General features: G+C 50.9%; 18 protein-coding genes and 1 tRNA gene. 12 read left to right on the forward strand and 7 right to left on the reverse strand.

Annotated elements, in window-relative coordinates; genetic code table 11:
• Positions 1–62: 62 nt before the first annotated feature.
• The 4 genes from AC52PS_RS11960 to AC52PS_RS11975 form a co-directional block, all read right to left on the reverse strand.
• A complete protein-coding gene (locus AC52PS_RS11960; protein WP_495563303.1) occupies positions 63–479 on the reverse strand; it encodes a hypothetical protein in 417 nt (138 codons plus the stop codon).
• A complete protein-coding gene (locus tag AC52PS_RS11965; RefSeq protein WP_495563304.1) occupies positions 476–1,063 on the reverse strand; it encodes an RNA polymerase sigma factor in 588 nt (195 codons plus the stop codon). The genes AC52PS_RS11960 and AC52PS_RS11965 overlap by 4 nt, the downstream gene beginning before the upstream one ends.
• Before the next feature lie 14 nt (positions 1,064–1,077).
• Complete coding sequence (locus AC52PS_RS11970; RefSeq protein WP_495563305.1) at positions 1,078–1,623, reverse strand: hypothetical protein; 546 nt, start codon at positions 1,621–1,623, stop codon at positions 1,078–1,080.
• A gap of 286 nt (positions 1,624–1,909) precedes the next feature.
• Positions 1,910–3,241, reverse strand: coding sequence for a glycerate kinase type-2 family protein (locus AC52PS_RS11975; protein ID WP_495563306.1), 1,332 nt, complete (start codon positions 3,239–3,241; stop codon positions 1,910–1,912).
• 295 nt (positions 3,242–3,536) lie between these two features.
• Between AC52PS_RS11975 and malQ the strand changes: the two genes are divergently transcribed.
• Together malQ and AC52PS_RS11985 are read left to right on the forward strand one after the other, a co-directional pair.
• The gene (gene malQ, locus AC52PS_RS11980) at positions 3,537–5,063 is read left to right on the forward strand and encodes a 4-alpha-glucanotransferase (protein WP_495563307.1); all 1,527 of its coding nucleotides are present in this window, start codon (positions 3,537–3,539) and stop codon (positions 5,061–5,063) included.
• A 50-nt stretch (positions 5,064–5,113) separates the two neighbouring features.
• Entirely contained in the window at positions 5,114–6,058 is a 945-nt protein-coding gene (locus tag AC52PS_RS11985; RefSeq protein ID WP_495563308.1) for a metalloregulator ArsR/SmtB family transcription factor, read from the forward strand.
• Here the strand turns inward: AC52PS_RS11985 and AC52PS_RS11990 are convergent.
• Both AC52PS_RS11990 and AC52PS_RS11995 read right to left on the reverse strand, forming a co-directional pair.
• Positions 6,055–7,335: an arginine deiminase gene (locus tag AC52PS_RS11990; protein ID WP_495563309.1), complete on the reverse strand. Its 1,281-nt coding sequence runs from the start codon at positions 7,333–7,335 to the stop codon at positions 6,055–6,057. The genes AC52PS_RS11985 and AC52PS_RS11990 overlap by 4 nt on opposite strands.
• A gap of 15 nt (positions 7,336–7,350) precedes the next feature.
• Positions 7,351–7,434, reverse strand: a tRNA-Leu gene (locus tag AC52PS_RS11995).
• A 133-nt stretch (positions 7,435–7,567) separates the two neighbouring features.
• On the opposite strand from AC52PS_RS11995, the gene AC52PS_RS12000 reads away from it, so the two are divergent.
• On the forward strand, positions 7,568–9,166 hold the full coding sequence (locus tag AC52PS_RS12000; protein WP_495563310.1) for a tetratricopeptide repeat protein: 1,599 nt from the start codon (positions 7,568–7,570) through the stop codon (positions 9,164–9,166).
• 156 nt (positions 9,167–9,322) lie between these two features.
• Here AC52PS_RS12000 and pyrH read toward each other — a convergent pair whose 3' ends face one another.
• Positions 9,323–10,018 (reverse strand): UMP kinase, encoded by a 696-nt coding sequence (gene pyrH / locus AC52PS_RS12005; RefSeq protein WP_495563311.1) that lies wholly within the window; start codon positions 10,016–10,018, stop codon positions 9,323–9,325.
• 126 nt (positions 10,019–10,144) lie between these two features.
• Here pyrH and AC52PS_RS12010 point away from each other — a divergent pair, with 126 nt between their 5' ends.
• The 9 genes from AC52PS_RS12010 (at position 10,145) to rpsI (ending at position 17,633) form a co-directional block, all read left to right on the forward strand.
• Entirely contained in the window at positions 10,145–10,831 is a 687-nt protein-coding gene (locus AC52PS_RS12010) for a LolA family protein (RefSeq protein ID WP_495563312.1), read from the forward strand.
• A 2-nt stretch (positions 10,832–10,833) separates the two neighbouring features.
• Positions 10,834–11,955 (forward strand): helix-turn-helix domain-containing protein, encoded by a 1,122-nt coding sequence (locus AC52PS_RS12015; RefSeq protein ID WP_495563313.1) that lies wholly within the window; start codon positions 10,834–10,836, stop codon positions 11,953–11,955.
• 193 nt (positions 11,956–12,148) lie between these two features.
• Positions 12,149–12,496 (forward strand): HIT domain-containing protein, encoded by a 348-nt coding sequence (locus AC52PS_RS12020; protein ID WP_495563314.1) that lies wholly within the window; start codon positions 12,149–12,151, stop codon positions 12,494–12,496.
• Positions 12,497–12,507: 11 nt separating this feature from the next.
• Complete coding sequence (locus tag AC52PS_RS12025; protein ID WP_495563315.1) at positions 12,508–14,700, forward strand: ATP-dependent helicase; 2,193 nt, start codon at positions 12,508–12,510, stop codon at positions 14,698–14,700.
• Positions 14,701–14,774: 74 nt separating this feature from the next.
• A complete protein-coding gene (locus tag AC52PS_RS12030; protein ID WP_495563316.1) occupies positions 14,775–15,839 on the forward strand; it encodes a hypothetical protein in 1,065 nt (354 codons plus the stop codon).
• On the forward strand, positions 15,836–16,126 hold the full coding sequence (locus AC52PS_RS12035) for a hypothetical protein (RefSeq protein WP_495563317.1): 291 nt from the start codon (positions 15,836–15,838) through the stop codon (positions 16,124–16,126). The genes AC52PS_RS12030 and AC52PS_RS12035 overlap by 4 nt, the downstream gene beginning before the upstream one ends.
• Positions 16,127–16,189: 63 nt before the next feature.
• Positions 16,190–16,429, forward strand: coding sequence for a hypothetical protein (locus AC52PS_RS12040; protein WP_495563318.1), 240 nt, complete (start codon positions 16,190–16,192; stop codon positions 16,427–16,429).
• A gap of 368 nt (positions 16,430–16,797) precedes the next feature.
• Positions 16,798–17,226: a 50S ribosomal protein L13 gene (rplM, locus tag AC52PS_RS12045; protein WP_495563319.1), complete on the forward strand. Its 429-nt coding sequence runs from the start codon at positions 16,798–16,800 to the stop codon at positions 17,224–17,226.
• Between the two features lie 8 nt (positions 17,227–17,234).
• Positions 17,235–17,633, forward strand: a complete 399-nt coding sequence (rpsI, locus tag AC52PS_RS12050) for a 30S ribosomal protein S9 (RefSeq protein WP_495563333.1) — start codon at positions 17,235–17,237, stop codon at positions 17,631–17,633.
• Positions 17,634–17,715 lie beyond the last annotated feature (82 nt).

A 17,715-nucleotide genomic window follows, 5' to 3' on the forward strand; every position in this document is an offset into this window, starting at 1 on the left:
TCCATTGCCGGCACAAACGCTGCCCCACCCCGCGACCGCAACTTTGCGGGTGCGGGGCTTTTTTATTCCTCCGCCGGTTCCTGCAGCATTTCTCCCCAGCTTTCCAGCCCTCCGGCTGAATTGCCCAGGGGTAATGCCGTGTTCAGCAGGTTTCTCATCTCCCGCTCAAACCCTTCGAAGTATGATTTGTTTCCCCGGGGCACAACGCGTGCCGCGACAAAATACTCAGTCTCCGTAACTATCATCCGTCTGAAGCCTATACTTCTGAGAACAGAAGCCGAACCGAGACCCAAAAATCCTACTGCGAATAGAAGCATGGCGGCTCGGGCCGGAACAGGAAGTGTCAGACGTCGACGGGGAGGCTCCCGCCCCGCAGCTGCAGCAGCGATGCGCCGGTCCAGTTCACCCTTTCCATGCTCCCGTAATATGCTCAGCACATCTTCAGATGAGTATGTTCCGACGTTCAGTTTCTTTTTCATAACGATCGCTCCCTATCTATACAGCGGCCGGCACCGGGATACACCCGGGAAAACACCGCAGCCAGTTTTTTTCTTCCAGCTGAGAGACGCGACTTGACGGTCCCTTCAGGTATTTTCAGAATCCGGGAGATTTCCTGAATAGATACCCCTTCCATTTCCTTGAGCATCAGGGGCATCCGTAAGCGGGGAGAAAGCCTCATGAGAGCATCAATCACCGCCTTTCTCTGAGAGTCGATCTCCAGTAAATCTTCAGGACCCGGTAGGCTGCTTTTCTGAGCATCCAAAATTTCACTCCCCTCAATGCTGATCTCCCGCCGGCGAATATTTTTCCTGAATCCATCCAGCGCCGTATTACGACATACAGTGAACAACCAGGTTTTGAACCCCCCGGGACCACGGAAACTATCCAGCTGTTCCAGGGCCCGCAACAACCCTTCCTGAAGACTATCCTCCGCATCGTGGTGGTTTCCTTTATGAAGTACATATAGATAGCGTCGCAACGCCGGAATGTGGGGAGCAATCAGATTCCGGGCGTTCCTGTTACGCTCCGAATGTTCCAGAATTGAATCATTGGGGTAAACCATATTCCCGGCTTCCGTCACTCACCGTACATTTCAATAACACGCATAGCGAATATCAAATCCGGCCTGGCATTGCGGATACGCTGTGAAAGAGTTCGTAAATTTATCCCTGACTGACGGAATTGCCGGCTCAGCTGCTTCATCAACGCCCATCTCCGGGGTCCAAGAATTTCCTGCATCTCCAACTCCCGGATAATCTGAGCCATTCGGATTTCCAGCTCATACTCCAGACTCTCCCGGATAAGATTCTCCACATCCCGCAGGTCCGGCTGATCTGCCAACAATTCCCGGGATATTTGCGCCCGGAGGACCTCTATTTCAGCCTGCGGAATTCTGCGGCTGGCGCTGTATTTCTCCTGGGTTTCAGTGATGGAGCTAAGTTCATCCTCACTGACATCCAGGCGTTCCAGCGTCAACAGCAATTCCCGTTCCGGACTGTCATTATCTGCCCAGACGCCTGTGCCGATACTGATAAACAGCAACAACACCAGGAACACCCTGAGACTGTGAGAACCGATTCGTTTGCAGTTCATGTTCGCGTTTCTGCTTCGCAGTTTTTTCATGTTTCCCTCCGTTTTTCCTCCGCCGTTTCCCGCGCTCTTTCCTTTATGCTTTCGTCCACGTGCCTCCCGCCATCATTTCTCCGTACAGTATTCAATACACTATTCAAAGAAGGACGGGTATGAACGCCGGCACGGAGTACGTGGCAGCAGTAGATGCGGCTGTATGATCTATAGACGTCCGGAAGTACCGAAAAGTTCGGTTTTTTTAGGAAATTCGTTCAGCCTTCCACTTTATCTGTCCCCCACCCCCGGAAAAATCACGGAGAGGTATGGAAAATAAAGATTTTCACCTGGGAATGTACAGAAAACAAAAATCGCAGACGTTGGTATTGGTAGGGCCCGTTTTATACAGCAAATCCTGTTCTGCAAGATACTGATACGAATTGTTCTGACTCAGATACGGCTGAATATCCGGGCCTTCCGAGAGGCTGGAAATTTCATCAGGACCAATAATTGCACCAGCAGCATCAGTCGGACCGTCATTTCCGTCGGAGCCGGCGGCAAGAAACCACGGGCGGTGCATCAACGCGGATTCTCCCCCGCGGATCATTTCATACAGGTAAGAGAGGGCCAATTCCTGATTTCTTCCGCCCTTCCCCCTGCCGCGGATGGTTACGGTTGTCTCGCCGCCGGCCATAATCACCAGGTTGGTATCCGGCGGATCCATGGCCATAGCGGCAAAAAACTTCGCCATTTCCCGTGCTTCACCTGTCATTCGGGAGGTGAGAATTAATGACCGAACACCTTGCCGGGAGGCAAATTCCGCTGCAGCGTTCAGAGAAGCCCGGTTGTTCCCAAGAATTACCGTACGAACCTTACTGAACAGCGCAGCCCCGGGCTTGGGTGTTTCCGGCACCTTTCCTTCCAATCCCCGGCGGAAATGATTGATAATCTGTTCGGGAAGCTCATGTTCAATCTGATATTTCCGGATCACCTTCCACACATCCTGAAAGCTTCCTGAATCGGGGACTCCTGGACCGGATGCAATTATTCCGGGATCATCTCCCACCACATCTGAGAGTAGAACATTCACCAAAGTGGCAGGATGGGCAATTTCAGCTAAACGCCCGCCTTTTATACCACTGGCATGTTTCCTTAATGTATTCAACTCTTGAATATCCGCCCCGCATTCCAGCAGCACCCGCACCATTTCCTGATATTGCTCATATGCAATTCCCGGGTAGGGCCTGGCCAGGAGGGAGGACCCCCCACCGGAAATCAGGTTAAACACCAATGTGTTTTTGTCCGCCGTTTCCAGGAGCGAACAGATCTCCCTGGCCGCCAATACGCTGTGTTCGTCCGGAATAGGATGTCCTGCTTCTTTCAGGCGTATAAAATCCGTATGTGCGGTATGCCCATACTTCACCGCAACCAGGCCTTCCATGGCTGTAGCGCATTCTTCAAACACCATTTCCATTGCTCTGGCCATTGGAGCGCTTGCTTTCCCGGCACCGGTAAATAGAATACGGTTAATGCCTGACAGAGATATACGAACATCCCCTTCTCCATCGGAAATATACACCGATCCGTCCTCATACCGGACACGATCCCGGATCATTTGAAAAGGATCGACCCGCTTCACAGCTTCTTCATACAGTTCTTCCATGAACGTTTTCATCTTCACTCCCCCAGGGTCATCTATGTGGAGTCCCATCGGCCTCTGGATTTCATCATATCATTGTATAAAAAAAATTGACGGATAAATATTTTCACCGTACAATACAGCACTAAACTAAACCGGTTTACGTCGCAATCTCAGCTGTACTCTCGATAGAATCAGTCTTCCAGCTAAAACGGCGTACTCCAGGTATGGCAGGAATCGGTAATTGACCCCGGTCTCACATCCACTGATTCCCACCGAATATTAAGCCTATTTCAGACTAGGTTTTTGAAATAGGTTCAGGAGTATACATATGTCCCGATTATCAAGTGCCAGACGAAGCGGCATTCTATTACACCCAACGGCTCTTCCCGGGAAGCACGGTATCGGCACCCTGGGGAAAGAGGCATTTCATTTTATTGATTTTCTCACCGTATCCCGTCAGCGGCTGTGGCAGATATGCCCCCTGGGTCCCACAGGTTTTGGAGACTCTCCGTACCAGTGCTTTTCCGCCTATGCCGGGAATCCGTATCTCATAGATCTGGATCTCCTTATCGAGGAAGGAAGCCTTAGCGGGAAGGAACCCCAGTTAAAGGGTTTGGAACAGCTGTCCGAATCAAAAGTTGAATTCGGCAACATGATCCCCCTGAAAATGCAGCTTCTCGAAACGGCGTTTTCAGCCTTTTGGAACAAACTGGAGGACAATACGGTAGATGAAGTGTATCAGGCTCACTACCGCCGATATCTCAACGATAACTCCGCATGGCTAAATGATTTCGCCGAGTTCATGGTAATCAAAGAGTTGCAGAACGGCGTAAGCTGGGATAACTGGCCGGAAAATTTCCGGATGCGTGACCCCGAAACCCTGAATGCATTCAGGAGGGAACGGAAGAAGGAGATCGAGTTCCAGAAATATCTTCAGTTCCAGTTTCACCGCCAATGGACGGCCGTACGCAATTACGCCCATACGGCGGGAATTCAAATAATCGGTGACATGCCCATCTTCGTTGCGTATGATAGCGTTGATGTATGGGCAAACCCCGAACTGTTCCAGTTAGATGCACAGGGGAAACCCACCCATGTGGCCGGCGTACCCCCGGACTATTTCAGTGCAACCGGCCAGCTGTGGGGAAATCCTCTCTACGATTGGGATCACATGAGGGCAAACGGGTTCAGCTGGTGGATAGATGTGCTGAAGTCAAAAATGGACCTGTACGACATTGTGCGAATCGATCACTTCAGGGGATTCGAAGCCTACTGGGCGGTACCCTATGGCGATACAACCGCGGTGAATGGAGAATGGATTAAAGCGCCGGGACGGGAATTATTCACCGCAATTATGGAGGCTTTGCCTGAAGCGGATATAATTGCCGAAGATCTGGGGGTGATAACTCCTGAAGTGGAAAAACTGATCGCCTTCACCGGTTACCCGGGCATGAAAGTGCTTCAGTTCGCGTTTGACTCCAACGATGATAACGATTTTCTTCCCCATAATTATGTGAAGAATGCGGTGGTGTACACCGGCACCCACGATAATGAAACGGTGAATGCATGGTATGCCAACTCATCTCCGGCGGACCGCCGATTCGCCATGGATTACCTTCAGTTATCCGACGAAAAAACCGAAGTTCACTGGGATTTCATCCGCAGCGCCAGTGCCTCGGTGGCTTCAACGGCAGTGTTTCCCCTTCAGGATATTCTCGGCCTGGGCGAAGAAGGAAGGTTCAATTTTCCCGGAACCCTGGGAGGAAACTGGGACTGGAGATTCCGGAAAGAGGACCTGACCATGGAGCATGCCCATAAGCTGGCCCGGATCACCGAACTGTTTGGACGCTCATGAGCATATTCTGATTCTCTGTACTTTTCCCGCGTGCCGGTTATAATGTGGACATGGCGGATCTGCAGGATGTGACCACAGTATTAAAGACCTTATCGGACCAGAACCGGCTGCGGGTTCTCAGCCTCCTTGACGGAAACGAGCTTACCGTCAAGGAGATGCTGGAAATTCTCCAGCTCAGCCAGTCAACTCTCAGCTCACAGCTTTCCCAATTAAAGGATTCAGGTCTGGTTCAGTCCCGCAGAGACGGACAGTATGTCTTTTATAAACTGCCCAAACAGTATCCTGAAAATGTGAACGAATCCCTTATGACCGTGATTAATCCATATATTAAAAACGCCGACTGGTATGAACGGGATCAGAGGAATCTTCAGGAAGTGCTGAAGACCCGCCAGGCTGCCTCATGGCAATACTTTGCAGACAGGAATGTACAAAATAGCCGCTCCCCCGGCCAGACCTGGGAATCGTTTGCACTGGGAATCATGGGGCTGCTTCCTCCGTCCCGGATAGCCGATTTCGGCTGTGGTATCGGGAGGGTTGCGGGCCTGCTTGCGGAGTTCGGCCACCGGGTAACCGGAATTGATAACAGCCTGGACCAGATTTCCAGCGCCCGCAAACTGCATGCATCAATGAAGGATCGATTACGATTTGTACAGGCGGATATGGAAGCCTGCACCCTTGAATCCGAAAGTATGGATGTGGTTCTCATCAGCCAGGCCCTGCACCATTGCCGGGAACCGGAAAACGTTATTCAGGAAGCTGCCCGGGTACTGGTGCCCGGAGGGAGCATGCTGATACTTGACCTGTACCGCCACAGCCAGGAATGGCTCCAGGACAGATTCGGCGATTATTGGTTGGGATTTGAACAGAAAGAAATAGAGACATGGATTCAAAACAGTAATTTCAGCGGCTGCAATGTACGGATTATCCGCTCGGACAGCGAACACACCGAAATCGATACCCTGGTGGTGTACGCTCGAAAAACCCGTACATCCTAGACCCGGGCTCTTCGAACCGGCATTGTCATACAGCGAAGTCCGCCGCCGCCCCGGGCCAACTCGATGCCCGGCACCGTGACAACCAGACGTTCGTTACTATTCGCAAGTTCTTCCCATGGCTCATCGGCTGCCACGGGAACGACTCGGTATCCCTGACGGTTCAGGGCTTCAATTGTCGCGATATTGCTCTCATAGCTCACGATTTTTCCGGGTCCAAACGCGAACACATTGGTTCCGGCGAACCACTGCTCCCGCTGCTGAAAATGGATGTTGTCCCCGCCGCATTTGATCGTCTTAACTCCACGGCCCAATGCCTCCAGGGCATCCGGAAGTCCCTGATAATCGGTGAACCGGGGATCCTTTCCCGGTGCAAAGTGACCGTGGGTACAACGGGCGCGCTTCGGACCGGTAACCAGAGGCTCGTATACCAATGCGGTTTCCTGATCGAGGTAAGTGAAGATCATATCCAGATGAATGGTTGCCCGCTGCAACGGAAGATTCACCGCCAGCACATCCAGCGTCTCTCCGTACATGTTCATAACTGAGCGCACCAGCGCATCTATTGCCTGTGCGCTGGTTCTCTCGGAAATACCGATTATGAGCAAATTGCTATCGGCCACCAGGAAATCCCCGCCTTCCAGCCGGATATCGGTCTCGGGCCACGCCCGCTGATGACGCAGCCCGGAATATACCACCGTTTCGGGATCCGAAAGATGATTCCACACCACTTCCTGAATGACAGATTCGTTTCGTCGTACCCCATGAGCCATCCCGCCCACCAAAACAGATTCCTGGTAGGCCATGGCGCTGTCCCGCATAAAGTAAAAATTGGGAAGTGGAGAAAGATCATACAGACGGGCATCCAGGTGGTCCTGGAAACTGCTTGAGCTTTTATCCAGCCCCTGAATCATTGCACGGGACAGTTCGGAGGGCGATAACGCATCCAAACGCTCGGTTACTTCTTCATATTTGCTTCCATCGAGGGCCTCGGACTCAACCACCGTTTTTATGGCGAAACGTTTTGCTTCCGACTGCTCCAGCGCTTCAGTTAATAGATCACCCACTTCCAGAACATCACTCACCCGGTTCATGAAATTCCAGAGCATTGAATATTCATTCTGAACTGCCTGCAGAGGAATAATTTCATTGTACAGCTGTTCATGGGCAGAATCAGGGGTGACTGACTCAACCTCCGGTCCCGGGCGGTGCATGATTACCGATTCGAGACGTCCTATTTCTGAATGAAGAAATGGTGCTGGAAAGGATGATTGTTTCATTAATATACTCGAATGTGCCGGCGGGGAGACTTGAACTCCCACACCATTGCTGGCGGCAGATTTTGAGTCTGCTGCGTCTACCAATTCCGCCACGCCGGCCAGGATTATTTGAACGACTATACCTTAAACAGGAAAAACTTGTCCAGAGCAGAAGAAGTCTCTGTTTCTCCGTGAACAAAAGAATGACAAGCGCCCACTTCAAAAGGACTCAATAATGGGATACATTGATTTCATGCCAGCTGCCCCTGCATACACAGCGCCCGGAAAACACCTCTCCCGTCTGTTTGCAGCAGCAATCCTCATTGCCATTTTTCTTGGATCCTGCCGAAGCACCGGTAACTCTACCCCCGACAACATTTTTACGGTTCCCGAAAATCTTCCGCCACTTATCAGTTATGCCATGGGGTACATACCGGATATTCCGGAAAATGAGTCCCAGATATTCATTATCACCACCGCCGCTTCAAGCCTCACAAGCAGAGAGAATCCGGATGACGCCAGAAGTGTCCTGAATCTTGGAGCCAAGCTGATAGATCCTTCGTCACGGCAGAGACGAATTGAACTGCTGATCGAACTGAGCAGGAATTATGTGGAGGCGGGAATCATCAGCCAGAGCTTAGTGCTGCTTGAACAGGCTCTGGAACTCACCGAAAGCTCCTCCCAAATTCAAACCCGGGGGCGCCTGGTTCAGGAAATTATCACCGTATGTTTCATCATCGGCAGCGATGCCCTGGATCTTCTCCGGCAGGCGGTTCAGAAGATATATATAATAGAGGATTATCGTCTCAGAGCCGAACTGCTGCTGGATACCGCCAGAAGATATCAGGAAAGCGGAGAAGGTCAACGATCCAACACCCTTTTACAGCAGGCCATACCCGCAGCCAGCTCAATTGACAGCCCTCTCGCCCGGGCAAATAGTTTCAGCCAGCTTGGTCTGCGGTTCTCAGAAGAAAGAAACAGCGATCTTGCCAGGCGTTATGTGGACAGGAGTGTGGAAATTCTACGGTCCGCTGACGGTGTCAGACCTCTCAGCTCAGATATTCCGGGAATTTCGGCAGATGAACAAATTTCCCAGACGCTGATATTTCTGGCCAGGGGGGAGAATGCAGGTGAGGCGCTGAGTTTCAGCAATATGATCAGCAATGACAGGCTGCGCCTGAATGCCCTACTGGAAATTGCCCGGGCTTTTTATGAGTCGGACCAGCTGTTGCAGTCGGACCTGGTATTTGAACGTATCTTTTCCATTCTTGAACGGGATGCTCAGGACGAGCTGGTGGTTTCCATGCTGCTGAACATCACCCAAACCTATTTTGAACTTGGGGATGCAGCCAGTGCAAGGCTGTACCTGGAAGCAACTGAGAACTACTTTGCCCGGATCACCGATATCAACCAAAAAGACAGTCTGCTGCTGGAAGCCGCAATTCTGTATGCAAGACTCAATCGGTTTGAGTCGGCACTGGATACCATCAATCGGATCAGCGACCCGTTTTTCCTTGCCCGGGGCTACAGTTCGGTGGTAAGTGAACAGCTGAACATCCTGGAGACATCCGGTGAACAACCATCTGTTGAGCTAATTCAACGGCTTGAAGAACTTCTGGAGAGGGCATTGAATACCGAGCAGGAATCCTCATCCCTGGAAGATGTTCTGCGGAACGAAATCGCCTTGCTATACCAGCGGATGGATTCTTTCGATCTCGCTCTTGGACTGGCCAGCGTAATTCAAGACAGCTACCTGAAGGCCTTAACTCTGGCTCAGCTGCATACCGGTCTTTCAGGCACAGATGAGGAGGCTGCGGTAATCGAATCCTACAGCCGCCTTCTCCAGCCCTGATAATACTTCCTATTCAGCCGAATGATGCCCCGGCAGTCAAAACTCTCTGCCCTGAGGATACCCGCCGCCCCGTTTTCCAAAAATGCGGAGCAATTTTGGAAAACTCTGTACATACAGCATGGCGGCCAGCCCGCACGGGGAAATTCAGACCGAACGTCAAACCGGTCCTATTGTGGTGCCGAAGAACTCTCTGCCCTGGAGGACTGCTGCGATATTTTCAAGGTCGTTGCCTCCGGCGGCAATCACTTCCAACCCCATTTCCGCTGCTTTTCGGGTGGCAACCGGGTCGAAAGGGAGGTTTTTGCCCGGCGTCCATTCATCTCCCACCATATTCCGGAATTCGCTCCAGCTCACATTCTCCAATGGCTTTGCCATGGGGTCGAGCTTGGGATCTGCGGTATACACCTGTTCGATGTTGGAGAGGTTAATAATTCGCCGGCCACCGAAGCGTTCCGCCAGCATTACCGCATCGAAGTCTGTGGAAAAGCCAGGCTTCCATCCAGCTGCCACCAGCACTGATCCGGTAAACTCAAAGTCCGCACTGGGGTCTGTTACCACCGGGTTATGGCAGAGTTCCGCCAGCCCCGCCCGGATCAATTCCGCGTTAAGCCGGGTAGCCATAATTCCGATCCAGTCCTGGTCTTCATGTTTGGGATCTGGGACGATATCCCGGTACGCCTGCTGATATTTTCGTGCAGGTCCGCCTCCACCCACAATGAGAATAACCCTCTGCTCTTCACCTTCAGATTCATCTGTATGAGCACGAATGAGCCGGATAAAACGGGAAACAAACTCTGTATCCACACCGTCGGGGGCAACAATTGAACCGCCAAGAGAAATAATACTGACCATTACACCACCTTTTCACTGTGGCAATCTTACCTGCACAGCTCCGAGCTTTCAAGCACTGAAGATAGATCAAGCATTGACAGAGAACCCCTATTCATCGGATATTGACTTCGTCTGCTTATGAATAACATGAAAATATTAGTTAAAACTGCAAGTATTATATTCGGATTTCTCCTCTGCACCCTCTCTGTTTCGGCCCAGGAAATTATTACCGGCCAGGACTTTTTTGACCGTGTTGCGGAAAATTACCAAGGTATTGAAGATTATATTGCCGATTTCGAAATGAACGTGGAAGACACGGTGATGTCGGGACTTATCTACTATAAAAACCCCAATCTCATTCGTATCGATTTTCTCGACCCCGAGGAACAGGTTCTCGTTGCAGATGGAGAAATTATCCAAGTATACGTTCCCGATTATAACGTAACGCTGACCCAGAGGTTGAAGGATCAGACGAATCCGGGAGGGTTTGCAACCGGTGAGGGGCTCTCCCTGTTACGGCGAAACTACCAGATTGCGTTTAAGGACAGTCCCGAGCCCCAACCTTTAGATAATTCTTCAGAAGGGAGCTCAGAACTGGTGTATAAATTATTCCTCACCTGGCGAAACACCGCCCAGGGCTTCAGACAGATTGAACTTGCCGTAACTCCGGATCTCTATATCCGACGGATGACAGCCGTTACCGCAGATCGGCGTAACATCGAATTCACCTTTAAAGATATCCAGGTGAACCAGAGCATTCCCATGGCACGATTTGAATATGACTCACCCCCATCCTCCAATAATTTTGATAATTTTCTATATGGAGCTGAATAAGCATGGAATCAATCGGTGAGAAGCTATCACAGCAGCGCGAGCATCGGTCTATCAGTATTGATCAGGCAGCGCGGGAAACCCATATTGCCAAGCGTTTTCTGGAAGCCTTGGAAAACGAGCATTTTGACACCTTTCCCGGTGAAAGCTATCTTATCGGATTTTTGCGCAACTACAGCGACTACCTTGAGCTCGATTCAGACGAGCTGATCAGTCTGTATAAAAACACTCAGATTCAGGAGCAGCCCAGTCCCATAGATGAATTGCTGGATACCAAACCAAAGCCCAACTTCCCCCTGATTCTCTCCATACTGATAGCCGTAGTTGTTGTGGCAGGAGGGGCTCTGCTCCTGACAAGCCTTGGAAGCGAAAACGAAAACCGCAGCATCAGCACCGAAAGCAATTCCGGAAGTGCACGACAGCAGAACGAACCTGCACAGCGGGCAATACGGGAAACCGTGAACTTTAACTCGGAAATCCTGGAACAGGAATTTTCATCCATGACTGCGGTGGAAGTGAGTGTGAGGAATGAACAGTACAGGATCGAAATCGGAGAAATCACAACACCTCTGGTTCTGTACAACGATCAGGAAGCAATTGAACTGAGCCCCAACGAGATTTCTCTGATAGACGTGGACGGCGATGCGAGCCCGGATATCCGGGTCATGCTGAAATCATTTCTTGAAAACGGCAATCCGGTAATCCGGTTTGACAGAATTATCGCCGGCACCAATGTTCAACCCCCCGATATCAGCTCAGAAGCATCTACTGTTGAAGAGGGTCTGGTAAACCCCGGCCGCAGCTCCGAACCAAGCAGAGAGCGTCCGGTACAACAGCTGACAAACAGCGTGGAAGCAGGGCAGAATCTTCGTATCGAAGTAATATTCCGCGGCCCGGTCATGTTTCGTCATATGAACGCCGGCGGAGAAATCAGTCAGCAGATGTACGGCAGCGGTGAACGGTTTCAGACAGAGATTTCGGACAGCGGCTACTTCTGGATATCCAATGCCGGAAAGCTGCAGTTCAGCGTCAACGGCGAAAATATCAGGCTGGGCAGCGACGGCCAGCCCCGGGCATTTCAAATCAGAAAAACCGCCGACGGAACCGAGCTGGCTCCCCTCTACTGAGAACAGTGCTCCAAACCTTCCCCTTCCCTGCAGAATTCCAGCTCTGAGGGGGACAAGGTATGTCCCAAACATCCGAAAAAACTCAGGGTCGTTCCAGAAACCCAGAGCCATAGCTGAATAAAGCCATTCTATCCCTGCCCGGGAAAACCATGTATACTGATATCCAGAACAAATTTCCAAATGGAGTACACGGATGGAAGAGCCGACAATCTTTGAAAAAATAATCAGCGGAGAGATCCCTGCGGATATTGTTCTGGACGGCGAAGGATTTCTTGCTTTTCGGGATATTAATCCCCAGGCTCCTGAACATGTACTGGTAATTCCCAAGACCAAAATCCGGGGGATTCACGAACTGCATTTACTTGATGCCGAGACACTCTATGCATTTATGCAGGGCATCAGAAAGACCGCCTCTCATCTTGGTCTTGAGAAAGGAGGCTATCGTGTGGTATTCAATACCGGCAAAGACGCCCAGCAGAGCGTCGACTATATTCATGCCCACATTCTCGGCGGACGGGCAATGACCTGGCCTCCGGGGTAAGGATCTTAACTTTGAAGCCCATTCATGAAAGCCTTGAATTGCTGAACGAACAGCAGCGCAACGCAGTGCTGCACAAGGGAAGCGCACTGCTGATCCTTGCGGGGGCCGGTTCGGGAAAAACACGGGTAATTACGGTTAAAATTGCCTACCTCATTGAAGAACTGGGTGTCGACCCCAGATCAATTCTGGCTGTCACGTTTACAAATAAGGCTGCAGGAGAAATGCGTGAACGGGCCCGGGATCTGAGCGAATCCTCAGAAGCCGTGGTAATTCGTACATTCCACAGTTTCGGCGCATGGCTCATGAGGAGAAATGCCGCAGCTCTGAATCTCTCTCCCAACTTCACCATTTATGACGATGACGACAGCTTGAGCCTTCTTGCAACCCTGTTTCCGGAAAAATCCCGACAGCAGCTGAAACACTTCAACGCCCTCATCAGCAGAGCCAAGGACAGCTGCCTGGGGCCGGAAGACCCTCTGGATGATATCAGCCCGGATCCTGAACTGCAGGCAGTGTATTCAGCCTATGAACAGCGGCTTCGTGAAATCGGAAACAGCGATTTCGGAGATCTTATACTCCGTCCGATCGAGCTGCTTCAGTCGGATCCTGTAATCGCTGAGCGAATTCGAAACAGATTCTCCGTAATTCTTGTGGACGAGTATCAGGATTCTAATCACGCCCAATACCGGCTTCTCAGCGAACTGTACCGCCCGGGAAGTTACATTTGCGTTGTGGGAGACGATGATCAATCCATTTACCGCTTCCGTGGAGCGGAAGTGAAAAATATTTTGAACTTCCCTCAACTGTTCGAGAATACGGACATTATCAAACTGGAACAGAATTACCGCAGCACCAATCCAATACTTGAGCTTGCCGGATCTGTGGTGGCCAACAACCAGGGCAGACTGGGAAAACAGTTGTGGACAAGCCGTGAAGACGGCGCGCTGCCGGTGATTTCACGTCTCAGCGACAGTGACGCGGAAGTGGATTATGCGCTCCGTCTTATCCGGGACGGGTTCGAGGGAGAGACCGCCATACTGTATCGAACCAACGCCCAAAGCCGTTTGTTTGAGACCCGATTTCTCCAGGAAGGTATTCCTTATCGCATTGTGGGCACCCTGCGGTTTTATGAACGGGAGGAGATCAAAGACGCGGTTGCTCTTCTCAAACTCCTGGCAAACCCGAAGGATGAAGTTTCTTTTAACAGAATAGTAAATAAACCCTCCAGGGGCATCGGAAAATCTGCCCTGGGAACAATCAAATCCCATCTTCAGGCTGCCCGGGGCGATCTGGTCCTGGCTGCCGAGTACGCAATGGCTTCCGCCAGGAAACGTACAGCCAAGGGAATCGCCGCCTTTCTTGATGTACTGCGGGGTATGGAACGTCAATTAAAAGAAAGCGAAGGGGAGCATCTTGGTGACGCCATCAACGCCGGGCTTGAGCACAGCGGTCTTGCCCAATACTACATCAATCAGGATGAGATAGCCGGCAGCAGCAAGATTCAAAACCTGGAGGAACTGGTGAATGCCGCAAGCCTCTATGCAGCGAATTACGAGGGACTGGTGGAATTCCTAGAAGCAATAGAACTGGACAGCTCCAGGGAACAAAGTGATGAGGATGCCCGGGTAACCCTTATTACCATGCATAATACCAAAGGCTTAGAATTTGACAGAGTAATTATAACCGGACTGGAGGATGACCTGTTCCCACGGGCGGACAATGGAGATCCCGACGCCCTTGAGGAAGAGAGGCGCTTGTTTTATGTGGCAATAACCCGGGCCCGTCATGAGCTTCACATTACCAGCTGCGCGTCCCGCCGTATACACGGAAAAATTCAACGCCTTAGTCCGTCCCGTTTTCTCTCAGAGATACCCGGTGAACTGGTTGAATTTTCGGGACGCGGAGCACCTGGTATGTCCGGCAACAACTCAACATTGTTTGGAGATGAAGATCCGTGGAGCTCCTGGTCCCGGGGAAGCACGGAAAGCAGAGGATATACCGATTATTCAGAAGGGATGAAACAAGAACATGAAGGTGATTTCCCCAGGGGACAGGTGGTATACCATGATGATTACGGTCCCGGAGAAGTGATTAAAAGCATGTTCAACGGCAGCGAAGAGGTGATCATTGTCCGGTTTCAGTCGGGGCAGACCGCCCAGTTTATCCCGAGGTTCAGCAGCATAGAAAAAATAAGCAGCTTTTGATCCCCCCTCCGCCAAAACAGACAGAAGGGGCGGGGTTGCCGAAGATGCAGAGATACTGCTAAGGACGACAATATATGAAAATTACCCGAGCCCGGAATTACCGGCTCTATTTCGGGGATGACAAACGCAGATTACTTGATCTCGGCCTGGACGGGGGAAGAGCTCTTTTCGGCCACACACCGCCCGGTCTGGGAAAAAGTTATAAAAATGCCATTTCCCGGGGATTATACGCTTCGTTGGAAACACGGATACACGGCATGGTCAGCAGGCAGCTGAGAGAACTTTTCCCCGGCTATCATTCCCTGATTTTCCCAAACCGCAAAGCAGCCCTGGATTATCTGCATTGGGATGAAGACGATTTCGCCGCTGCGGACTTCCGCCCCCCTGAGAATCTGTACAAGGGCCTGCTGATCTGGCGTCCCTTCGAAGGCTCTTTACCGGCTGAACCTCTCCCGGTATCCTCCCAAGCGTACAAACGGAAGGAAGGGGACGCAGAGGATGCACGGGAAGAGGGGAAAAATCATGAATTTAATCCCCGCGCCCCCCTGTACCTGAATCCTGTTTCACAAAGCTCCAACGGGGGGCAGCCCCGGATCATCTTGCCCGTATTTCCCCAGCCCGGTGAAAATTCCCCCCAGGTGCTTATGTACCTGCATAATGCAGGGCTCCAGCCGATGGATGTTCCCGGGTGCCCGGGGGTCGCCCTCCACGGTTTGCAGCATTGCATCGGGTTAACCCAGCGGGCACTGCACCTGGGAAGTTTCCGTTCGGTGGCAAAACAGAAGTATCAGCCGGAAAAGCATCGAAAAGCCATGGGCGTAAGTAACTTTTTATTCTCTGAGGACCAATGGCGCCGTTTCGAACCGGAAAACCTGAATCCGTTTCGCCGGGTTGGCCCCTACATTATCCCAGCTGGAAGGGGCCAGGAAAAGCAACGTGCCGCTCGGGACTCATATTCAAGGGCGGTCTGGAGAGAATTGAGTATGGATTTTCGGCGCAAAGGGCTTTTGCTGCCCGACGCTCCAACAGATCTCCTCATACTCCCAGCCATAGCTAGCGAACGTGAAGCAGATGATATCCGGCATGCTTTGCAGTATATTCAACGTAGAATGGAAGAAAGCAGAGGAGAACAAGAATGACAGACGCCACCATTCTGATGATGGTACGCTTGAGTGTAGGCGCAATTACCACCCTATTCGCCATCCTTCTCTGGGCCAGAACACGGGACAGCGCATGGATGCTCATTATTATCGGGGTTGTGGTATATTATGGCGGAACGGTATTCCAAGCCCTGGAATTATTCGGCATGGCCAGAATCAATTTACCCGTTGAAGCGCTGAATATTAGTGCCCGGGCATTAATGGAAAACCTGCCAATGCTGTTTATCAGCATCGGATTGCTGGTCATGCTGAACAGAAAAACCTGAATGCTTGACCAATGCGCCGACTTCATGCTTTAGTTTTAATCATACAGCGGCTTTGGAGGAACTATGGTAGCTCTCATTATTGGAATTCTATTTATCGCTTTCGCGGTTGTTTCAGTTTGGCCCGACCTGCTCCTGAACTGGTGGGATCAAATGATCGCATTTCTACAGGGCGGAATCCCCGTTTTTGCCCTCTTCATCGGTCTCATCGCCGTTTTTATCGGAATTGCGGACATAAAAGACCGCATTGAAGCAAAAAAAGAAGAAGCAGAAGAGCAAAAAAACCAGAATTCGGAACAAAAGTAATAATCCTGGGCGGCTCCGCTTGAAATTGAAGGGAGCAGCGTCAAACTGAGGATACGGAGATGCATCCGGACATAACACTGCTCCGTTACGTCCCGAGCTCTCCAATTCCTGAACATACATATGTTGGCAGTTTCAGCCCCACCCTTTCCCTGCTGAATCCAACACAACTCCCGGATTCTCATCTTTCTCGAAGAGGCCCGCCGTGGGCGTGGACTTTGTGTGGGGTGTGAATCCCTTGACATTTTGCTGTGGATGTGGAAATATGCACAACCACTTTGACAAGATAAATCCTTACGGACTAGATAATTGAGGAGTATTTCCTTAACAGCGTGAGGAAAATTGAGTAAGGAAAGAAAAGGCTAATTGCAATGAAAACGATATTCAAAAAACCGGTAGATTTCGATCGCAGCTGGTACGTTATTGATGCCGAAGGCAAAAACCTGGGACGCCTGGCTTCAAAGGTTGCCCAGATCCTCAGAGGAAAAAACAAGCCCCATTATACTCCCCACCAGGAATGCGGGGATTTTGTGGTTATTGTGAATGCAGATAAAGTTGCCGTAACCGGCGATAAAATGCAGAGCAAAATGTATTATCGGCACAGCGGATACATGGGTGGTTTGAAAGAAACCAACCTCAGCGAAATGCTTGAGAAAAAGCCCACCACACCGGTGGAAAAGGCGATCAAGGGGATGCTACCCCATAACCGTCTTGGACGTAAATTGTTCAAAAACGTAAAGGTTTACGCCGGCCCCAATCATCCCCATGGCGCACAGAAACCTGCCGCCCTCGAAATTTAAGGAGTTATATTGTGGATAAAAAGAATCTTGCACTGGGAACAGGACGGAGAAAAACTTCAGTTGCCCGTGTGTACCTCCGGAAAGGAAATGGAACTATCACGGTAAACAGCAAACCGGCAACCGATTATTTCAACCGGGAAGAGCTGGTGTACATTATCAATCAGCCGCTGGATGTTACCGACAATAAAAGCAACTATGACGTTCTCATTACCGTTCGCGGAGGCGGAAAAACCGGACAGGCCGGAGCCATTCTCATGGGATTGTCCAGGGCACTGGTTGCCCACGATGAAGCCAACCATAAAGCTCTCAGAGCCAACGGTTTCATGACCCGGGACGACAGAATGGTGGAACGGAAAAAGTACGGACAGCGCGGCGCGCGTCGTCAGTTCCAGTTCTCAAAACGATAATTTCACAGAATCCATTCAATGTGGATCTGAATCCATTCTTACCGAATGGATCACCAGATCTGTTCTTACCGAACGGATTCGG

This window comes from Salinispira sp. (assembly GCF_059431795.1).